Consider the following 18,775-nt stretch of genomic DNA (forward strand, 5'->3'; position numbering starts at 1 on the left):
GTCGCGCGCCCGGTCTTCAATTGCCGGACCGGCGCTTATCCACGACGCGGCGCGCTTTTCCCACAGAACGTTCGATGCCGCCAACGGGTAACAGATTGACGGACGCCGAAATGCCGATGAGCGCCTTGATGTCGTAGCTGAGGGCCGAGCGCGCCGCATCGAGTGCCGCGATGTTTCCATCGGCTTCGGGGGACGGCTCGACGTTCAGCGTCATGACGTCGAGCGGGCCGTCTTTCGTCAGTACGATCTGGTAGTGCGGCGCCAGTGCGCGTTGCTTGAGCAGCAACTCCTCGATCTGGGTGGGAAACACGTTGACGCCGCGCACGATCATCATGTCGTCGCAGCGGCCCGTGATTTTTTCCATGCGCCGCATCGTGCGCGCGGTACCCGGCAGGAGGCGCGTCAGATCGCCTGTCCGATACCGGACGATCGGCAAGGCCTCTTTTGTCAGCGATGTGAACACGAGCTCGCCGAACTCACCGTCCGGTAGCACCGCGCCCGTTTCAGGGTCGACGATCTCCGGATAGAAGTGGTCTTCCCAGATCGTCGGGCCGTCTTTCGTCTCGGCGCACTCGGAGGCGACACCCGGACCGATGACTTCCGAAAGCCCGTAGATGTCCACCGCATCGATACCCATCCGCTGTTCGAGTACGAGGCGCATTTCGTTCGTCCATGGCTCCGCGCCAAATATGCCGATGCGCAGCGACGATTGAGCGGGATCCAGGCCTTGACGCTCGAATTCGTCGGCAAGAGCAAGCATGTAGCTTGGCGTTACCATGATGATGTCGGGCTGAAAATCACGAATCAGCTGCACCTGTTTCTCAGTCTGTCCGCCCCCGAACGGGATCACAGTCAATCCTGCCCGCTCCGCGCCGTAGTGAGCGCCCAATCCGCCCGTGAACAGCCCGTATCCGTAGCTGACGTGGACTTTATCGCCGCGTCGCGCACCCGCAGCGCGGATCGAGCGCGCCACGAGGCCGGCCCAGGTGTCGATGTCGCGAGCGGTATACCCGACGACCGTGGGCTTGTCCGTCGTACCCGATGAGGCATGGATACGCGCGATGCGGTCCTGCGGCACGGCGAACATGCCGAACGGATAGTTCTCGCGAAGGTCGCTCTTCTTCGTGAACGGGAAGCGCGCGAGATCGGCTAGCGTGGTCAACTCGTCGGGGTGTATGCCAGCCTCATCGAACTTGCGGCGATACACCGGCGAGTTTTCGTAGGCGTGCTTGAGCGACCATTTAAGGCGTTCGAGCTGCAGGTTCGCCAGTTCGTCACGGCTGGCGTTCTCGATCGGTTCGAGCGGCAAAGCGGTATCCATGAATGTCTCCATCTCCCGTGTTGCGGGTTCCCACGTTCGCCGTGTGTCCCGTCATGTTTCAGCTGTTTGCGATTTGGGGAAGATTGCACGTCAACTCCCCGCGATGACACTCCCACGAATTTGAGTGGACTTGCCTCTGAACATCGCCACCGTTTCGCCGGCGCGATTGGTTACACGGATGTCATAGATTCCGGTGCGTCCATTCAGCGTTTGCTCGATGGCTTCGGCAATCAACACATCGCCGCCATGGACCGGGCGCAGGAATTCGATCGAACAGCCGGAGGCGACGGTATTCACGTTGTACGAATTGCAGGCAAACGCGAAAGTTGAATCCGCGAGCGTGAAAATGAGGCCGCCGTGACAGATATCGTGGCCGTTGAGAAAGTCGGGCCGCACCGTCGCGCGCATTCGTGCATAGCCGGCGCGTACCTCGAGCAACTCGAAGCCGAGTGCGCGGGAGCATGCGTCGGCCCGATACATCGCCGCTGCGACGGCGTGCGCGAGTTCGTCGCCACAGAGGTTTTCGGCATGGGCGGGGGACGGGCTTCGGACATGTCAGCGTCCCTCGAATCGTGGTGCACGCTTTTCGATAAACGCGGCGACGCCTTCCGCATAGTCGCGCGAGGCACCCAGTTCGCGCTGCAAGTCACGCTCGAGATCGAGCTGCCGATCGAGCGTTTGCGTCGTACTCGCACGCATCGCGCGCTTGATCGCCGCGATGGCTCGCGTGGGCTGCTGGGCAAGCCGGCTGGCCAGGCGCGTTGCCGTTTCCATAAGTTGTTGATCGTCGACGACCTGCCAGATGAGCCCCCACCGCTCGGCGTCTTCGGCGCCCAGCTTGTCGCCGGTCAGCGCGAGGCCCAGTGCGCGCGCCATGCCGATGCGCTGTGGCAGCAACGCGGTGCCGCCCGAATCGGGAATGAGGCCAATCTTGACGAACGATTGGACGAAGCTGCTCGAGCGGGCCGCGAGGGTGATATCGCAGGCGAGTGCCAGATTTGCTCCCGCGCCCGCAGCGATACCGTTGACTGCCGCGATCACGGGCAACGGGAGATTCTGTAACCGCCTCACGAGCGGATTGAAGTTTTCGTCGATGAGTGCGCCGAGATCCGTCATGGCGCCGGGCTCGAAGCTTAGATCGGCGAGATCCTGGCCAGCGCAAAAGCCGCGTCCCGCACCGGTCAGTATGAGCGCACGCGCGCCGGACGATTCAATGTTGTCGAGCGCCGCGCGCAGTTCGGCGTGCATCGCTCGAGTGAAACTATTGAGCTTGTCCGGTCTGTGGAGCGTCACAGTGGCGACCTGCGAGGCGGCGTCGAGATCGACGCGAATCGCTTCATTGAGCATCGGTTGTCTCCTGGCTGCTTGATATCGATGAACTGGCGTGCGTGACAAAACCGCTTTCGGTGTTGCTGACGTTCCGGGGCTGCGCTTACGCGTTCTCGATCCGCTCGATGGCAAGTGCAATGCCTTGCCCGACCCCGATGCACATGCAGCACAGCGCGTATTTGCCCGATATACGTTCGAGCTGGTGGAGCGCGGTCGTGACCAGCCTCGCGCCGGACGCCCCGAGCGGATGCCCCAATGCAATCGCACCCCCGTTCGGATTGACGCGTGGGTCGTCGTCGGCAAGGCCGAGCAGGCGCAGCACGGCCAGACCCTGTGCGGCGAACGCTTCGTTGAGTTCGATGACATCGAAGGCTTCGAGCGTCATATTGATGCGAGCCAGCAGTGTCTGGACAGCCGGCGCGGGGCCGATGCCCATGATTCGCGGTTCGACGCCCGCTGTCGCCATGCCGAGAATGCGTGCGCGCCTGCGCAGGCCGTACTGTTTTGCCGCTTCTTCGTTGGCGAGCAAGAGCGCACAGGCGCCATCGTTGACGCCGGATGCGTTTCCGGCGGTAACGGTGCCATCGGGACGGACGATACCCCTCAGTTTTGCGAGCGCTTCGAGCGAGGTTTCTCGCGGATGCTCGTCACGTGTCACATGAACCGTTTCGCCGTTCTTTTGTGGAATGGCGACAGGGACGATTTCCTGGGCGAGCGTGCCGTCGCGCTGGGCACGTGCGGCTTTTTGCTGGCTGCGCAGCGCGAACGCGTCTTGATCGGCCCGGTCCACCTCGAATTGAGCCGCCACATTCTCGGCGGTTTCCGGCATGGAGTCGATCCCGTACTCGCGCTTGAGCGCGGCGTTCACGAAGCGCCAACCGATCGTCGTGTCGTGGATCTCCGCCTGACGAGAAAATGCACTGGATGCTTTTGCCATGACGAACGGCGCGCGAGTCATGCTTTCCACGCCGCCGGCGATCATCAGTCGGGCTTCGCCCGCTTTGATTGCACGCGCCGCAGTGCCGATTGCGTCCATGCCGGAGCCGCATAAACGGTTCAACGTCGCGCCGGGGACCTCCGTCGGCAAACCTGCCAGCAGCGCTGCCATTCTCGCCACGTTACGATTGTCTTCCCCAGCCTGATTCGCGCAACCGTAGATGACATCGTCGAGCGCGCGCCAGTCGACGCCACCATTGCGTTCCACGATGCTTCGGATGGGAACGGCCCCGAGGTCATCGGGCCGGACGTCTTTCAACGCGCCGCCGTAGCGCCCGAACGGAGTGCGAATCGCATCGCAAATGAAGGCATCGTGCATCGCTGGTTCCTATTGCTGCAAAGACGTGCCCGCACCGGAGCGGGCGAAAGTTCGAATCATCGTAGTGGCGCGTGCGGTGGCGCGCCATTCGACCGTTCGGTCTATGCCGTTTGGCCAGCTGGCGTTGCGCTGTTGGTCGGCGCAACATGGACGCGGCTTTGAACGACGCGGAATCGGTTGGCAACGAACGCCGAATCCGTCAGGGCAGCATTGGCTGCGGGGTTGGCGCCAGTCCCGTGAAAGTCCGAGAAAGCGGCCGACTGATTGACGAAGACGCCGCCGGTCAGATTGATCGACAGTGCGACTCCCCCGTGGATCGCCGCTTCGTGTGCTGCATCGATCACGGCCTCGTCGGTGCTGTAGACGGACAGCGTCAGTGCCCCGTGCTCGCGAGCAATCGAGCTGGCGAGCTCCAGAGAATGGCTGGTCGAGTCGGTCGCGATGACGAACGAGACCGGGCCGAACCACTCGCTACGGGCTGTGGCGAGATCGCTGGACGCGTCGAGCTGCACCAGCAGGGGCGTGCGTATGCGCGCGCCGGGAAAGGCGGGATGTTCTAGCGCGACGCTATCCGCGAGCACGCGTCCGAGCGAGCGCGCTTCATCGATGCGGCGGGCGACGCCCTCATTCTGGATCGCGCCGAGCACCTCGACGGCGCGCGCGGGGTCCGCGACGAGCTTTTGGACGGCCGAAGCGAGCGCCTGTGCGACGTCGTCGAAGCTCAGGTGTCCCTCGGATGTCCGGATTCCGTCGCGCGGGACGTAGATGTTTTGCGGCGCGGTGCACATCTGGCCGGAGTACAGCGCGAGAGAGAACGCGATATTGCGCACGGCGGCCTTCAGATCGTCGACGGAGTCGATCACGATCTGGTTCACGCCGGCCTTTTCGGTAAAGACGTACGCCTGGTGTGCGTTACGTTCGAGCCAGGTTCCGTTTTGCGTACTGCCGGTGAAATCGATGAGCTTGATCTCGGGCCGTACCGCGAGGGCCTGGACCAGCGGGCCGTCGTTCGGCGCCGTGGCGAGCAGCGTCACGACGTTGGGATCGAAGCCGGCCTCGCGCAGCACTTCGCGCGCGATGCGAACGGTAATCGCCAGCGGAAGGATTGCGCCCGGATGAGGTTTGACGATGACTGCGTTGCCGGTCGCGAGATCCGCGAAAAGCCCCGGGTAGCCGTTCCAGGTCGGGAACGTGCAGCAGCCCAGGACAAGCCCGATGCCCCGCGGTGCGATCGCATAGTGCTTTTTCATCGCGAGCGGCGGATTTTTGCCCTGCGGCTTTTCCCAGTGAGCCTCGGTGGGTACGCGGCGCAACTCGTGCCAGGCGTAGGCGATGGCTTCCAGCGCCCGATCCTGCGCATGTGGGCCGCCGGCCTGAAAGGCCATCATGAAAGCCTGACCGGTGGTATGCATGACGCTATAGGCGATCTCGAAGCTCGCGCGATTGAGCCGCGCGAGAATTTCGAGGCTTACGCCGATCCACGCCTCGCGGCCGGCGCGGCGCCAAGCGTCTTGAGCGGCAACTGCTGCCGGGATGAGCGTATCGGCACTCGCCTTCGGATACTGGACATCGAGCGCAAACCCGTATGGCGATACCTCGGCGCCGACGGTCTCGCCGGTGGCCGGTTGATCGAGCTCGAACGTGCGATGAAGATGGGCTTTGAATGCTGCTTCGCCTTCTGCGTTGCTCGTTTCCCCGTACACTCTGGGGCTCGGCATTTCCGCGAAAGGGCTCCAGTAGCCGCGCGTTTCGATAGCGGCAAGGGCGTGCTTCAGCGTGTCTTCGTGCTTCGCAAAAAGTGGATGTGTCATGGCGGAGACAGAGCGGGCCTAAGTTGAAGGAGGCAGTGCGGCCATTCATTGACCGACCGGTTGGTTTGCGAATGTTACCATCGTTCGCGCGACGATATCGGGCGTTTTTTGGGGATTCCCGGGTGAAAAAGATAGGAGGTGAAATGGAATACGAAAACATCTTGGTCGAGACGCGCGGACGCGTCGGGCTCATAACGTTGAACCGCCCGAAGGCGCTCAATGCGCTCAACGATGCGCTGATGGACGAGCTCGGCACGGCACTCAGGGCTTTCGAGGCCGATGACGGCATCGGAGCCATTGTTCTGACGGGCAGCGAGAAGGCGTTCGCTGCGGGGGCCGATATCGGAATGATGTCCAAGTACTCCTATATGGACGTGTACAAGGGGGACTACATCACGCGCAACTGGGAGGCGATCAGCACGATCCGCAAGCCGATCGTTGCGGCGGTTGCGGGGTTTGCGCTAGGTGGCGGCTGCGAGCTCGCGATGATGTGCGACATCGTCTTCGCCGCGGACAGCGCGAAATTCGGTCAGCCGGAGATCAAGCTCGGCGTGATGCCGGGTGCGGGCGGCACGCAGCGCTTACCGCGGGCGGTCTCCAAGGCGAAAGCGATGGACTTGTGCTTGACTGCCCGGTTCATGGATGCGGCCGAAGCGGAGCGGGCAGGGCTGGTCTCGCGGGTGTTGCCGGCCGCGACGCTGCTCGACGAAGCGATCGCGGCGGCGGCGACCATCGCGGAGTTCCCGCTGCCGGCCGTCATGATGGTCAAGGAATCGGTGAATCGCGCCTACGAAACGACGCTTGCGGAAGGGGTTCGTTTCGAGCGTCGATTGTTCCATTCGCTTTTTGCAACGGAAGATCAGAAGGAAGGAATGGCGGCGTTCGTCGAGAAGCGCAAACCCGTCTTCAAGCATCGATAGCGCCGGTGCGCGAATGGGCTTGCAAGGTGCGCGGAACGGGCCTAGAATTGCGCCCTTTCGCGCATTCGGCAACGAGGCGCGAAGCTTGGGAAGTCGATGTGCAGCGCGGGTTTGGCCGGTTTTGGGATAGCAGCAAGGTGGCGCCAAAAACCTGTTGACGATGTACGAGAAGGGCTGCATAATCTCGCTTCTCTGCTGCTTAAGCAGCAACGCAAGACGGTGAGCCGGGTGGTGATGACGGCAAGCGGTTGAGCGACGCGATCTTTAACAATTCACAGTCGATAAGTGTGGGCACTTGATGCGGCGAGCGGCACGTGACTCTTCGGAGTGATGTGCCTAAGCGAAAGTATCAAGTCTCACACAGTATTGAGGAAGGTTTCGAGCTATCCAGCAATGGATGGAATCGAAAACACGTCAGTACGTTGAGTGAGCGACCGACTCGTAAAGAGTCGAAAACAGTAACAGGTATTGAACTGAAGAGTTTGATCCTGGCTCAGATTGAACGCTGGCGGCATGCCTTACACATGCAAGTCGAACGGCAGCACGGGGGCAACCCTGGTGGCGAGTGGCGAACGGGTGAGTAATACATCGGAACGTGTCCTGGAGTGGGGGATAGCCCGGCGAAAGCCGGATTAATACCGCATACGCTCTATGGAGGAAAGCGGGGGACTCGCAAGGGCCTCGCGCTCAAGGGGCGGCCGATGGCGGATTAGCTAGTTGGTGGGGTAAAGGCCTACCAAGGCGACGATCCGTAGCTGGTCTGAGAGGACGACCAGCCACACTGGGACTGAGACACGGCCCAGACTCCTACGGGAGGCAGCAGTGGGGAATTTTGGACAATGGGGGCAACCCTGATCCAGCAATGCCGCGTGTGTGAAGAAGGCCTTCGGGTTGTAAAGCACTTTTGTCCGGAAAGAAAACTCTCGTCCTAATACGATGGGGGGATGACGGTACCGGAAGAATAAGCACCGGCTAACTACGTGCCAGCAGCCGCGGTAATACGTAGGGTGCGAGCGTTAATCGGAATTACTGGGCGTAAAGCGTGCGCAGGCGGTTTGCTAAGACCGATGTGAAATCCCCGGGCTTAACCTGGGAACTGCATTGGTGACTGGCAGGCTAGAGTATGGCAGAGGGGGGTAGAATTCCACGTGTAGCAGTGAAATGCGTAGAGATGTGGAGGAATACCGATGGCGAAGGCAGCCCCCTGGGCCAATACTGACGCTCATGCACGAAAGCGTGGGGAGCAAACAGGATTAGATACCCTGGTAGTCCACGCCCTAAACGATGTCAACTAGTTGTTGGGGATTCATTTCCTTAGTAACGTAGCTAACGCGTGAAGTTGACCGCCTGGGGAGTACGGTCGCAAGATTAAAACTCAAAGGAATTGACGGGGACCCGCACAAGCGGTGGATGATGTGGATTAATTCGATGCAACGCGAAAAACCTTACCTACCCTTGACATGGACGGAAGGCCGCTGAGAGGTGGTCGTGCTCGAAAGAGAACCGTCGCACAGGTGCTGCATGGCTGTCGTCAGCTCGTGTCGTGAGATGTTGGGTTAAGTCCCGCAACGAGCGCAACCCTTGTCCTTAGTTGCTACGCAAGAGCACTCTAAGGAGACTGCCGGTGACAAACCGGAGGAAGGTGGGGATGACGTCAAGTCCTCATGGCCCTTATGGGTAGGGCTTCACACGTCATACAATGGTCGGAACAGAGGGTTGCCAACCCGCGAGGGGGAGCTAATCCCAGAAAACCGATCGTAGTCCGGATTGCACTCTGCAACTCGAGTGCATGAAGCTGGAATCGCTAGTAATCGCGGATCAGCATGCCGCGGTGAATACGTTCCCGGGTCTTGTACACACCGCCCGTCACACCATGGGAGTGGGTTTTACCAGAAGTGGCTAGTCTAACCGCAAGGAGGACGGTCACCACGGTAGGATTCATGACTGGGGTGAAGTCGTAACAAGGTAGCCGTATCGGAAGGTGCGGCTGGATCACCTCCTTTCTCGAGCTAGTGCTCAAAGCTTAAGTGCTCACGCTTATCGGCTGTGAAGATTGACAGACTCAGGGGTCTGTAGCTCAGTCGGTTAGAGCACCGTCTTGATAAGGCGGGGGTCGTTGGTTCGAATCCAACCAGACCCACCATTGCGATGATCGTTAGTGCTTTAGCACTTACGAGCATCTCACCCCCGAAGGGGGTTAAGCGGTGGTGATAAGCGACGGAGTTATCTGAGTCTCGAATTGGTTATGCTGGGGGCATAGCTCAGCTGGGAGAGCACCTGCTTTGCAAGCAGGGGGTCGTCGGTTCGATCCCGTCTGCCTCCACCATCCCCGCCCTCGTTGGCGCTTTAGCGCTTACGAGGGGGCGATCCCCGAAGGGGGAATCATCAATGGGAAGTGTTTGAGCGAGAGCGGCAAGGTTCTCGCGCGAGTCGAATATTTGTCATTGGCGATTGAGCCAGTCAGTGCGATGTAGTTATCGACTGTCGATCTTTAACAATCTGGAAGAAGTAGTAATGGATATTGGAAGCGTCTGTGAGATGGACGTGGAAGATATCAGGGTAGTGATTGTATCAGTATGAAAAGTGATCGAAAGTTCACTTGGAATACGGCAAACGCGAGAACTCAAACCTGTAGCGACGCGTGTCGAGCCCCGTAAGGGATGAGACGCTCTCGTTATAGGGTCAAGCGAACAAGTGCATGTGGTGGATGCCTTGGCGATCACAGGCGATGAAGGACGCGGTAGCCTGCGAAAAGCCCCGGGGAGCTGGCAAACGAGCTTTGATCCGGGGATGTCCGAATGGGGAAACCCACTCCGTATGGAGTATCCGTAGCTGAATACATAGGCTGCGAGAGGCGAACGCGGTGAACTGAAACATCTAAGTAACCGCAGGAACAGAAATCAACCGAGATTCCCAGAGTAGTGGCGAGCGAAATGGGAAGAGCCTGTACGAGTTAGCTGTGCTGTTAGCTGAACGCTCTGGAAAGTGCGGCCATAGCGGGTGATAGCCCCGTAAGCGAAAACAGTGTGGTGGGACTAGGCGTACGACAAGTAGGGCGGGACACGTGAAATCCTGTCTGAAGATGGGGGGACCATCCTCCAAGGCTAAATACTCGTGATCGACCGATAGTGAACCAGTACCGTGAGGGAAAGGCGAAAAGAACCCCGGGAGGGGAGTGAAATAGATCCTGAAACCGCATGCATACAAACAGTCGGAGCCTGGAAACGGGTGACGGCGTACCTTTTGTATAATGGGTCAGCGACTTACGTTCAGTAGCAAGCTTAACCGATTAGGGCAGGCGTAGCGAAAGCGAGTCCGAATAGGGCGTTCAGTTGCTGGGCGTAGACCCGAAACCAGATGATCTATCCATGGCCAGGTTGAAGGTGCGGTAACACGTACTGGAGGACCGAACCCACTAACGTTGAAAAGTTAGGGGATGAGCTGTGGATAGGGGTGAAAGGCTAAACAAATCTGGAAATAGCTGGTTCTCTCCGAAAACTATTTAGGTAGTGCCTCGTGTATCACCTTCGGGGGTAGAGCACTGTCATGGTTGAAGGGTCCATTGCGGATTACTTCGCCATAGCAAACTCCGAATACCGAAGAGTGCAATCACGGGAGACAGACATCGGGTGCTAACGTCCGGTGTCAAGAGGGAAACAACCCAGACCGCCAGCTAAGGTCCCTAAATATGGCTAAGTGGGAAACGAAGTGGGAAGGCTAAAACAGTCAGGAGGTTGGCTTAGAAGCAGCCACCCTTTAAAGAAAGCGTAATAGCTCACTGATCGAGTCGTCCTGCGCGGAAGATGTAACGGGGCTAAGCCATATACCGAAGCTGCGGATGCGTGTACTCCTTCAAGTGCACCAAGCTTGTCGCCACGTCAGTGGCGACAAAGCGCTCAACAATGATCGTTGGGTGTAATGCAAGGTGGATTTGAAGGAGTACACGCATGGTAGGAGAGCGTTCTGTAAGCCTGCGAAGGTGTCTCGGAAGGGATGCTGGAGGTATCAGAAGTGCGAATGCTGACATGAGTAGCGATAAAGGGGGTGAAAGGCCCCCTCGCCGTAAGCCCAAGGTTTCCTACGCAACGTTCATCGGCGTAGGGTGAGTCGGCCCCTAAGGCGAGGCAGAAATGCGTAGCTGATGGGAAGCAGGTCAATATTCCTGCACCATTGTGAGATGCGATGGGGGGACGGATCGCGGAAGGTTGTCCGGGTGTTGGACGTCCCGGTCGCTGCATTGGAGAAGGCGCTTAGGCAAATCCGGGCGCGTAATTCAAGGGTGTGGCGCGAGCGGCTTTAAGCTGCGAAGCAATCGGAAGGGGTCCCAAGAAAAGCCTCTAAGCTTCAGTCTCATGATGACCGTACCGCAAACCGACACAGGTGGGCGAGATGAGTATTCTAAGGCGCTTGAGAGAACTCGGGAGAAGGAACTCGGCAAATTGGTACCGTAACTTCGGGATAAGGTACGCCCTGGTAGCTTGACTGGCTTGCGCCAGAAGGGTGAAGGGGTTGCAATAAACTGGTGGCTGCGACTGTTTAATAAAAACACAGCACTCTGCAAACACGAAAGTGGACGTATAGGGTGTGACGCCTGCCCGGTGCCGGAAGATTAAATGATGGGGTGCAAGCTCTTGATTGAAGTCCCGGTAAACGGCGGCCGTAACTATAACGGTCCTAAGGTAGCGAAATTCCTTGTCGGGTAAGTTCCGACCTGCACGAATGGCGTAACGATGGCCACACTGTCTCCTCCCGAGACTCAGCGAAGTTGAAGTGTTTGTGATGATGCAATCTCCCCGCGGCTAGACGGAAAGACCCCATGAACCTTTACTGTAGCTTTGCATTGGACTTTGAACCGATCTGTGTAGGATAGGTGGGAGGCTATGAAAGCAGGACGCTAGTCTTGCTGGAGCCGTCCTTGAAATACCACCCTGGTTTGTTTGAGGTTCTAACCTTGGGCCCTGAATCGGGCTCGGGGACAGTGCATGGTAGGCAGTTTGACTGGGGCGGTCTCCTCCCAAAGCGTAACGGAGGAGTACGAAGGTACGCTAGGTACGGTCGGAAATCGTGCTGATAGTGCAATGGCATAAGCGTGCTTAACTGCGAGACCGACAAGTCGAGCAGGTGCGAAAGCAGGTCATAGTGATCCGGTGGTTCTGTATGGAAGGGCCATCGCTCAACGGATAAAAGGTACTCTGGGGATAACAGGCTGATACCGCCCAAGAGTTCATATCGACGGCGGTGTTTGGCACCTCGATGTCGGCTCATCTCATCCTGGGGCTGTAGCCGGTCCCAAGGGTATGGCTGTTCGCCATTTAAAGAGGTACGTGAGCTGGGTTTAAAACGTCGTGAGACAGTTTGGTCCCTATCTGCCGTGGGCGTTGGATATTTGAAGGGGGCTGCTCCTAGTACGAGAGGACCGGAGTGGACGAACCTCTGGTGTACCGGTTGTCACGCCAGTGGCATCGCCGGGTAGCTATGTTCGGAAGAGATAACCGCTGAAAGCATCTAAGCGGGAAACTCGCCTTAAGATGAGATATCCCCGGGGACTTGATCCCCTTGAAGGGTCGTTCGAGACCAGGACGTTGATAGGTCGGGTGTGTACACGCAGTAATGCGTTCAGCTAACCGATACTAATTGCCCGTACGGCTTGATCCTATAACCGGAGCGTTTTATATGCCCAGGTTGTGATCCGCGCTTTGCCCTAGTGAACTCCTCACTAGCGATACGTCACTACCCCCCATTACACCCCCACTTCTTCCCAGATTGGCTGTGCAGCCCAAGCCGCACAGCAACAAGTCATGCCTGATGACCATAGCGAGTCGGCCCCACCCCTTCCCATCCCGAACAGGACCGTGAAACGACTCCACGCCGATGATAGTGCGGATTGCCCGTGTGAAAGTAGGTAATCGTCAGGCTCCCTACAGAAAAACCCCCGGCTCGCCTTGCGCAGCCGGGGGTTTTGCTTTGGGCGCCCGACGGGACAGACCGCGCTGACCCCGTCTGTCCCAATCCCGGCTAACCGTGTTTGCCGGGCGCCAGGAATCGCTGGGCGAGCCGTACCCAATACGTCGACCCAACCGGCAACAACGCATCATTGAAGTCGTAACTTGCGTTGTGAAGCATGCAGGGCCCGGCGCCATGTCCCATCTCGCGGTGCATGCCGTCGCCGTTGCCCAAAAACGCGTAACAACCTGGCTTCGCCTGCAGCATGAACGAGAAGTCCTCGGCGCCCATGGTTGGTTCGATGGACGTATCGACCCGTTCGGAGCCCACGACCTCGCGCATGACCTCGGCGGCAAAGCGCGTCTCTTCGGAACTGTTGATCGTCGGCGGATAATTCCGATGGAATGTCACAGTAGCCGAGCAATCGTAAGCTGCAGCCGTCGCTTCCGCGATCTTGTGCATCTTCGATTCGATCAAATCGAGCGTTTCCGTCGTGAATGTGCGGACCGTTCCCGCGAGCCACGCTTCGTCGGGAATGACGTTGACGGCATCCCCGGCATGGATCTGAGTGATCGAAAGTACCGCAGTATCGATCGGTTTCTTGTTCCGCGTGATGATGCTCTGAAGCGCATTCGCAATCTGGACCGCCGCAAAAACCGGATCGCGGCCGTTATGCGGCAGCGCTGCATGGGCGCCCACGCCGCGAACATCGATCCGGAATTCGTTGCTCGACGCCATGATCGGCCCCTCGGTGACGCCGAAAGACCCTTCCGCCAAACCCGGCCAATTGTGGATGCCGAACACCGCGTCGACGGGAAACCGGGAAAACAGGCCGTCCTCGATCATCGCTCGCGCCCCGGCTCCACCTTCTTCTGCCGGCTGAAAAATAAAAACGACCGTACCGTCGAACTCACCGTGTTTCGCCAAATACTGCGCCGCGCCCAGCAGCATTGCGGTGTGTCCGTCATGCCCGCAGGCGTGCATCTTTCCCTCGTTCTGGGAACGGTGGCCGAAGCTGTTGAGTTCGTGGATCGGCAGAGCATCCATGTCGGCGCGCAGGCCGACGGAGCGAGCCCCGGTGCCGCGCTTCAACACCCCTACCACGCCTGTTTTGCCAAGCCCCCGGTGAACTTCGATGCCCCATTGTTCGAGCTGTCTCGCAACAAGCTCGGAAGTGCGGACTTCCTCGTAGCGCAATTCCGGATGGGCATGGATCGTTCGTCGTAACGACTGGATTTCCTCGCGCGCAGCGAGGACTTCAGGAAGGAGTTTCATGATACGTTCGACTTCGGTAAGTGGTTCGAGACTAAATAGCCGTAGTCCCATCCATTCTACGCCGAACTCGATCACCGCCAATTTGGCCCGGCCACCGCGGCGGAAGTAATAGAATTGGCGGCACTGGCTCATTGCATCGCCAAGGAACCTTCCTCATGAACGCTCCCCTTGAGTTTGCCCGCGCGGTTTGCCCCCACGATTGCCCCGATACCTGTGCGATGCGCGTGACCGTCGTGGATGGGAAGGCCGTCAAGGTAGTGGGCGATCCCGATCATCCGCCCACACAGGGTGTGCTTTGCACCAAGGTGAGCCGATATCCCGAACGCGTCCACCATCCCGCACGGTTGACGACTCCGCTCAAGCGAGCCGGGAAAAAGGGTGAGGGACGATTTGTGCCCATCGGCTGGGATGAAGCGCTGACGCTGGCGGCCAGCAGGCTGACCGAGGTCGTTCGCCGTGAGCCGGAAGCCCTGGTGCCCTATAGCTATGCCGGCACGATGGGATTGGTCCAGGGCGAGAGCATCGCACAACGGTTCTTTCATAAGCTCGGCGCATCGCGGCTCGAGCGGACGATTTGCTCGGCAGCCGGCGCAGCCGGCCTGCGCTACACCTACGGTGCGAGCGTGGGCATGCACCTCGAGTTCTTCGAGCAAAGCGAACTCATTCTGATATGGGGCGGCAATCCGATCGCCTCGAGCCTCCACTTCTGGACTCGCGCCCAGGAGGCGAAGCGCCGCGGCGCGATGCTCGTTGCCATCGACCCTTACCGCTCGCTCACGGCTGAGAAGTGTCATCGTCATATTGCGCTGCGTCCCGGCACGGACGCCGCACTCGCGCTCGGCATGATCAACGTTCTGATCGCCGAAGATTTGATCGATCGCGACTATGTGGACGCTTACACGGTCGGTTTCGACGGGCTGCGTGAACGTGCGCTGGCTTACTCTCCGTCGCGTGTCGCGCAGATCTGCGGCATCGAAGAAGACCAAGTCGTCGAACTCGCGCGTCTCTACGGAAAGACGCGCAAGGCGGCCATCCGACTCAACTACGGCATGCAGCGCGTGCGTGGCGGTGGAAACGCGACGCGCGCCATCGCCTGTTTGCCGGCGCTGACCGGAGCCTGGCGCGAGCCCGCCGGTGGCCTGCTGTTGTCGGCATCCAATTGGGCTCCGGTCAACCAGCAGGCGCTGCAACGGCCCGATTTGTTGCCGGGCTGGCCGACGACGCTACCGCGCGCCATCAATATGAATGCGATCGGCGATGCCCTGCTTCATCCGGGTGACGCTGTCTTCGGCCCGAAGGTCGAAGCCATCGTGGTCTATAACTCGAATCCTGTTGCGGTTGCCCCCGATTCCGAGCGCGTGGCTGCAGGCTTTGCACGGGAAGATCTATTTACGATCGTGCTCGAGCACTTCCAGACCGATACCGTCGATTATGCCGACCTCGTTCTGCCCGCGACCACGCAGCTCGAGCACCTCGACATTCACAAGTCGTACGGCCACACCTACGTCATGCTGAACCAGCCCGCGATTGCCCCTGTCGGACAAGCCCGGCCGAACAGCGAGATATTCCGCGGCATTGCGCGCCGCATGGAAATCGATGAGCCGGCGCTTTATGAAAGCGACGAAACCATCGCGCGCGCCGCCTTGCGGTGGGACGATGCGTCGCTGCGCGGCGCCTCATGGGAGGCGCTCGTAAAGCAGGGGTGGCTCAAGCTCGACATTCCCGAGGCACCGTTTGCGAAGGGCGGTTTTCCGACGCCCTCGGGCAAGTGCGAATTCGCGAGTACGTTGCTCGCCAAGGAAGGGCGCGATCCACTGCCCGACTACCTGCCGCCCTATGAATCGGCCGAGGCCGCGCCGCAACTGGCGGCCCGCTATCCGTTGGCCATGATTTCGCCGCCGGCGCGTAACTTCCTGAACAGCAGTTTCGTGAACATCGATAGCCTGCGTGCCACGGAGGGCGAGCCGCATCTCGACATCCATCCGTGCGATGCAGCACCGCGCGGCATAGCGGATGGCGATATCGTGCGGGTATACAACGACCGTGGCTCGATGAAGGCCCGGGCACGGGTGACCGACCGCGCACGCACGGGAGTGGTGGTGGGCCTTTCGATCTGGTGGAAAAAGCTCTCGCCCGACGGCTGCAATGCCAACCAGGTGACGAGTCAGGCGCTGACCGATCTCGGGGGATCGGCGACTTTTTACGACTGCCTGGTCGAGGTGGAAGGCGTCCGAGTCTGACGCCCAGCTCCCCACTTCGAGTTGGAAGTCGATGTCTAATCCGGTTGTTTCGCGGGGGGCGACCGGCTAGGATGCGCTTTTTCGCACGATCATTCGAAAAACAGGGAGACGCCGCATGGAAAAGATCTGGTTGAAGTCGTATCCGCCCGGCGTCCCCGCCGAAATCGATGCGACAAGCTACGACTCGGTGAGCCAGATGCTCGAAGAAAGCTTTCGCGAGCACAGCGGCAAACGCGCTTTTGTGTGCATGGGCAAGTCGTTGACCTACGGCGAGCTCGATGCGATGTCGCGCAGACTCGGCGCATGGTTTCAATCGAAAGGGCTGGCCAGCGGTGCGCGCATCGCGATCATGATGCCGAATGTCCTTCAATATCCCGTCGTCATCGCTGCTATTTTGCGGGCCGGCTATGTCGTCGTGAACGTCAACCCGCTCTACACCCCCCGCGAACTCGAGCACCAGCTCAAGGACAGCGGTGCGGAAGCCATCGTCCTGCTCGAAAACTTCGCCGCAACGCTGCAAGCGGTGGTGAGCCGTACTGCGGTCAAACATGTGATCGTCGCGTCGATGGGCGATCTCATGGGTGTGAAGGGCGTAATCGTCAATTTCGTCGTGCGGCGGGTGAAGAAGATGGTGCCTGCGTGGAATCTGCCCGGGCACGTCAAATTCAACGAGGCGTTGGCCACGGGGGCACGACAGCCATTTGCGCCCGCCCGGCTAAGCCGTTCGGATATCGCGTTTCTGCAATATACGGGCGGGACGACCGGGGTCGCCAAGGGCGCGACGCTGACGCACGGCAATATCGTGGCGAACGTGTTGCAATCGGCCGCCTGGCATGAACCGGCCCATGCGCTGCATGCGGACGTCGAGCAGATCATCAACGTTTTCGCGTTGCCGCTCTACCATATTTATGCGCTGACCGTCTGCTTCTTGCTGACGGTGCGAAGCGGAGGCCTCGGCATTCTGATCCCGAATCCGCGCGATATCGGCGGCATGATCAAGCAATTGCAAGGCTACCCGATCAATACCTTCCCGGCCGTCAACACGCTCTACAACGCAATGCTCAATCATCCCGATTTCGGCAAGCTCGATTTCTCGAAGCTGCTCGTCGCCAATGCGGGAGGGATGGCCGTCCAGGACGCGGTCGCGCGGCGTTGGTTCGAGCGTACCCACGTGCCGATTATCGAAGGCTACGGTCTGTCGGAAACTTCGCCTTCGGCGGTGTGCAATCCGGTTACCGCCACGGAGTACAGCGGCACGATCGGTCTGCCGCTGCCGTCCACCGAGGTGTCGATTCGCGATGACAACGACAACCCCGTGCCCGTCGGACAGCCCGGCGAGATTTGCATTCGAGGTCCGCAGGTGATGGCGGGCTATTGGAATCGGCCGGACGAGACGGCCAAGGTCATGACGGCCGACGGGTTTTTCAAGTCGGGCGATATCGGCGTCATGGATGAGCGAGGCTATTTCAAGATCATCGACCGCAAGAAGGACATGATTCTGGTTTCCGGCTTCAACGTCTATCCGAACGAGATCGAAGACGTGGTGGCGCAGCATCCGGGTGTTTTCGAAGTCGCAGCCGTCGGCGTGCCGGACGAGCATTCGGGCGAGGCCGTCAAACTCGTTATCGTCAAGAAGGACGCCGCGCTCACGGAAGCCGATATCCTGGCTTTCTGCAAGACGCAATTGACCGGATACAAGCGGCCGAAGATCGTCGAGTTCCGCAGCGAACTGCCGAAAACCAACGTCGGTAAAATCTTGCGCCGCGAACTGAGGGGCGATATTGCGCTCACATCGGCGGCCACGCCTTGTACCCCCGTTGCGGCCGAACGTCACGGGTGAGGACTTGCACCTCGCGTAGCACACCTTTGCGAACATCGTCTAAAATGCCCGGTTAGCCCCTCTTTTGCACTGATCTTTGCGAAAGCTGGGGCGCGATGAAGTCGCCACGCGCATCTTGCGCCGGAGACTATGCAAGGGAGGATCGGATGATATTGGACGAATGGGTCACGGAATTCGACCGTGGGCTGCGTTCGATCGCGGGAGTCAGCCGGATGAGCCGGCCTGTGCCGACGGCCCCCGCCGGCGCGGAAATGACGCTTGCCGAGCGCGCGCACGCGGCCGGCCTCATGCGCGTCAACCATGTCGGCGAAATCTGCGCCCAGGCGCTTTATCAGGCTCAAAAACTGGCCACGCGCTCGCCTGCGCTGAAAGACGCGTTCGAGCAGGCGGCCCGCGAAGAGGAAGATCATCTCGCCTGGACCTCGCATCGCCTCAAGGAGCTCGACTCGCGTCCAAGCCTGCTCAATCCGCTTTGGTATGCCGGTTCGCTCGCGATCGGATTGGCGGCGGGTGCGCTCGGGGATAAAGCGAGCCTCGGCTTCATGGCGGAGACGGAACGGCAGGTCGAACACCATCTCGATGGGCACCTGCAAGCGTTGCCTGAAGCCGATCTCTCCTCCCGCGCCATAGTCGACCAGATGCGTGCCGACGAAATGAAGCACGCCAAAGCCGCTACCGATGCGGGCGGCGTCGAACTGCCTTTCCCGGTTCGGGCACTGATGCGCGCCGCATCCAAAGTCATGACGAGCACCGCTTACTACATTTGAAGCACCCGAAACGC

Annotated in this window: 10 protein-coding genes, 2 tRNA genes and 3 rRNA genes; 9 read left to right on the plus strand and 6 right to left on the minus strand. The window is 59.7% G+C overall.

Annotated features, from left to right (window positions below; translation table 11 throughout):
* Positions 1-16: 16 nt before the first annotated feature.
* The 5 genes from paaK to paaN all read right to left on the minus strand — a co-directional run bounded on the left by paaK (position 17) and on the right by paaN (position 5,776).
* Positions 17-1,321 (minus strand): phenylacetate--CoA ligase PaaK, encoded by a 1,305-nt coding sequence (paaK, locus tag ACR9ZC_RS09275; protein ID WP_481580060.1) that lies wholly within the window; start codon positions 1,319-1,321, stop codon positions 17-19.
* 90 nt (positions 1,322-1,411) lie between these two features.
* On the minus strand, positions 1,412-1,801 hold the full coding sequence (gene paaI / locus ACR9ZC_RS09280) for a hydroxyphenylacetyl-CoA thioesterase PaaI (RefSeq protein WP_481580061.1): 390 nt from the start codon (positions 1,799-1,801) through the stop codon (positions 1,412-1,414).
* A 75-nt stretch (positions 1,802-1,876) separates the two neighbouring features.
* Positions 1,877-2,668 carry a 2-(1,2-epoxy-1,2-dihydrophenyl)acetyl-CoA isomerase PaaG gene (gene paaG / locus ACR9ZC_RS09285; protein WP_481580062.1) on the minus strand — a complete coding sequence of 264 codons (792 nt, stop codon included), beginning with the start codon at positions 2,666-2,668 and terminating at the stop codon, positions 1,877-1,879.
* Between the two features lie 85 nt (positions 2,669-2,753).
* Positions 2,754-3,965 carry a 3-oxoadipyl-CoA thiolase gene (gene pcaF, locus ACR9ZC_RS09290; protein ID WP_481580063.1) on the minus strand — a complete coding sequence of 404 codons (1,212 nt, stop codon included), beginning with the start codon at positions 3,963-3,965 and terminating at the stop codon, positions 2,754-2,756.
* Positions 3,966-4,066: 101 nt separating this feature from the next.
* Complete coding sequence (paaN, locus tag ACR9ZC_RS09295; RefSeq protein ID WP_481580064.1) at positions 4,067-5,776, minus strand: phenylacetic acid degradation protein PaaN; 1,710 nt, start codon at positions 5,774-5,776, stop codon at positions 4,067-4,069.
* A gap of 143 nt (positions 5,777-5,919) precedes the next feature.
* Here paaN and ACR9ZC_RS09300 point away from each other — a divergent pair, with 143 nt between their 5' ends.
* The 6 genes from ACR9ZC_RS09300 (at position 5,920) to rrf (ending at position 12,611) form a co-directional block, all read left to right on the plus strand.
* Positions 5,920-6,696: an enoyl-CoA hydratase gene (locus ACR9ZC_RS09300; protein WP_481580065.1), complete on the plus strand. Its 777-nt coding sequence runs from the start codon at positions 5,920-5,922 to the stop codon at positions 6,694-6,696.
* Between the two features lie 470 nt (positions 6,697-7,166).
* Positions 7,167-8,699, plus strand: a 16S ribosomal RNA gene (locus tag ACR9ZC_RS09305).
* A gap of 63 nt (positions 8,700-8,762) precedes the next feature.
* Positions 8,763-8,839, plus strand: a tRNA-Ile gene (locus tag ACR9ZC_RS09310).
* Positions 8,840-8,946: 107 nt separating this feature from the next.
* Positions 8,947-9,022, plus strand: a tRNA-Ala gene (locus ACR9ZC_RS09315).
* 354 nt (positions 9,023-9,376) lie between these two features.
* Positions 9,377-12,351 (plus strand): 23S ribosomal RNA (locus ACR9ZC_RS09320).
* Between the two features lie 146 nt (positions 12,352-12,497).
* Positions 12,498-12,611 (plus strand): 5S ribosomal RNA (gene rrf / locus ACR9ZC_RS09325).
* Together the 16S, 23S and 5S rRNA genes with 2 tRNA genes alongside form the textbook arrangement of a ribosomal RNA operon.
* A gap of 100 nt (positions 12,612-12,711) precedes the next feature.
* Here the strand turns inward: rrf and ACR9ZC_RS09330 are convergent.
* Positions 12,712-13,914, minus strand: a complete 1,203-nt coding sequence (locus tag ACR9ZC_RS09330) for a M20 aminoacylase family protein (protein WP_481580066.1) — start codon at positions 13,912-13,914, stop codon at positions 12,712-12,714.
* Between the two features lie 155 nt (positions 13,915-14,069).
* Between ACR9ZC_RS09330 and ACR9ZC_RS09335 the strand changes: the two genes are divergently transcribed.
* The 3 genes from ACR9ZC_RS09335 (at position 14,070) to coq7 (ending at position 18,761) form a co-directional block, all read left to right on the plus strand.
* Entirely contained in the window at positions 14,070-16,154 is a 2,085-nt protein-coding gene (locus ACR9ZC_RS09335) for a molybdopterin-containing oxidoreductase family protein (RefSeq protein ID WP_481580067.1), read from the plus strand.
* A 115-nt stretch (positions 16,155-16,269) separates the two neighbouring features.
* Positions 16,270-17,994 (plus strand): long-chain-fatty-acid--CoA ligase, encoded by a 1,725-nt coding sequence (locus tag ACR9ZC_RS09340; protein WP_481580068.1) that lies wholly within the window; start codon positions 16,270-16,272, stop codon positions 17,992-17,994.
* A 146-nt stretch (positions 17,995-18,140) separates the two neighbouring features.
* Positions 18,141-18,761: a 2-polyprenyl-3-methyl-6-methoxy-1,4-benzoquinone monooxygenase gene (gene coq7, locus ACR9ZC_RS09345; protein ID WP_481580069.1), complete on the plus strand. Its 621-nt coding sequence runs from the start codon at positions 18,141-18,143 to the stop codon at positions 18,759-18,761.
* Positions 18,762-18,775: the final 14 nt, after the last annotated feature.

Source organism: Trinickia sp. HAY1-2D (genome assembly GCF_056754935.1).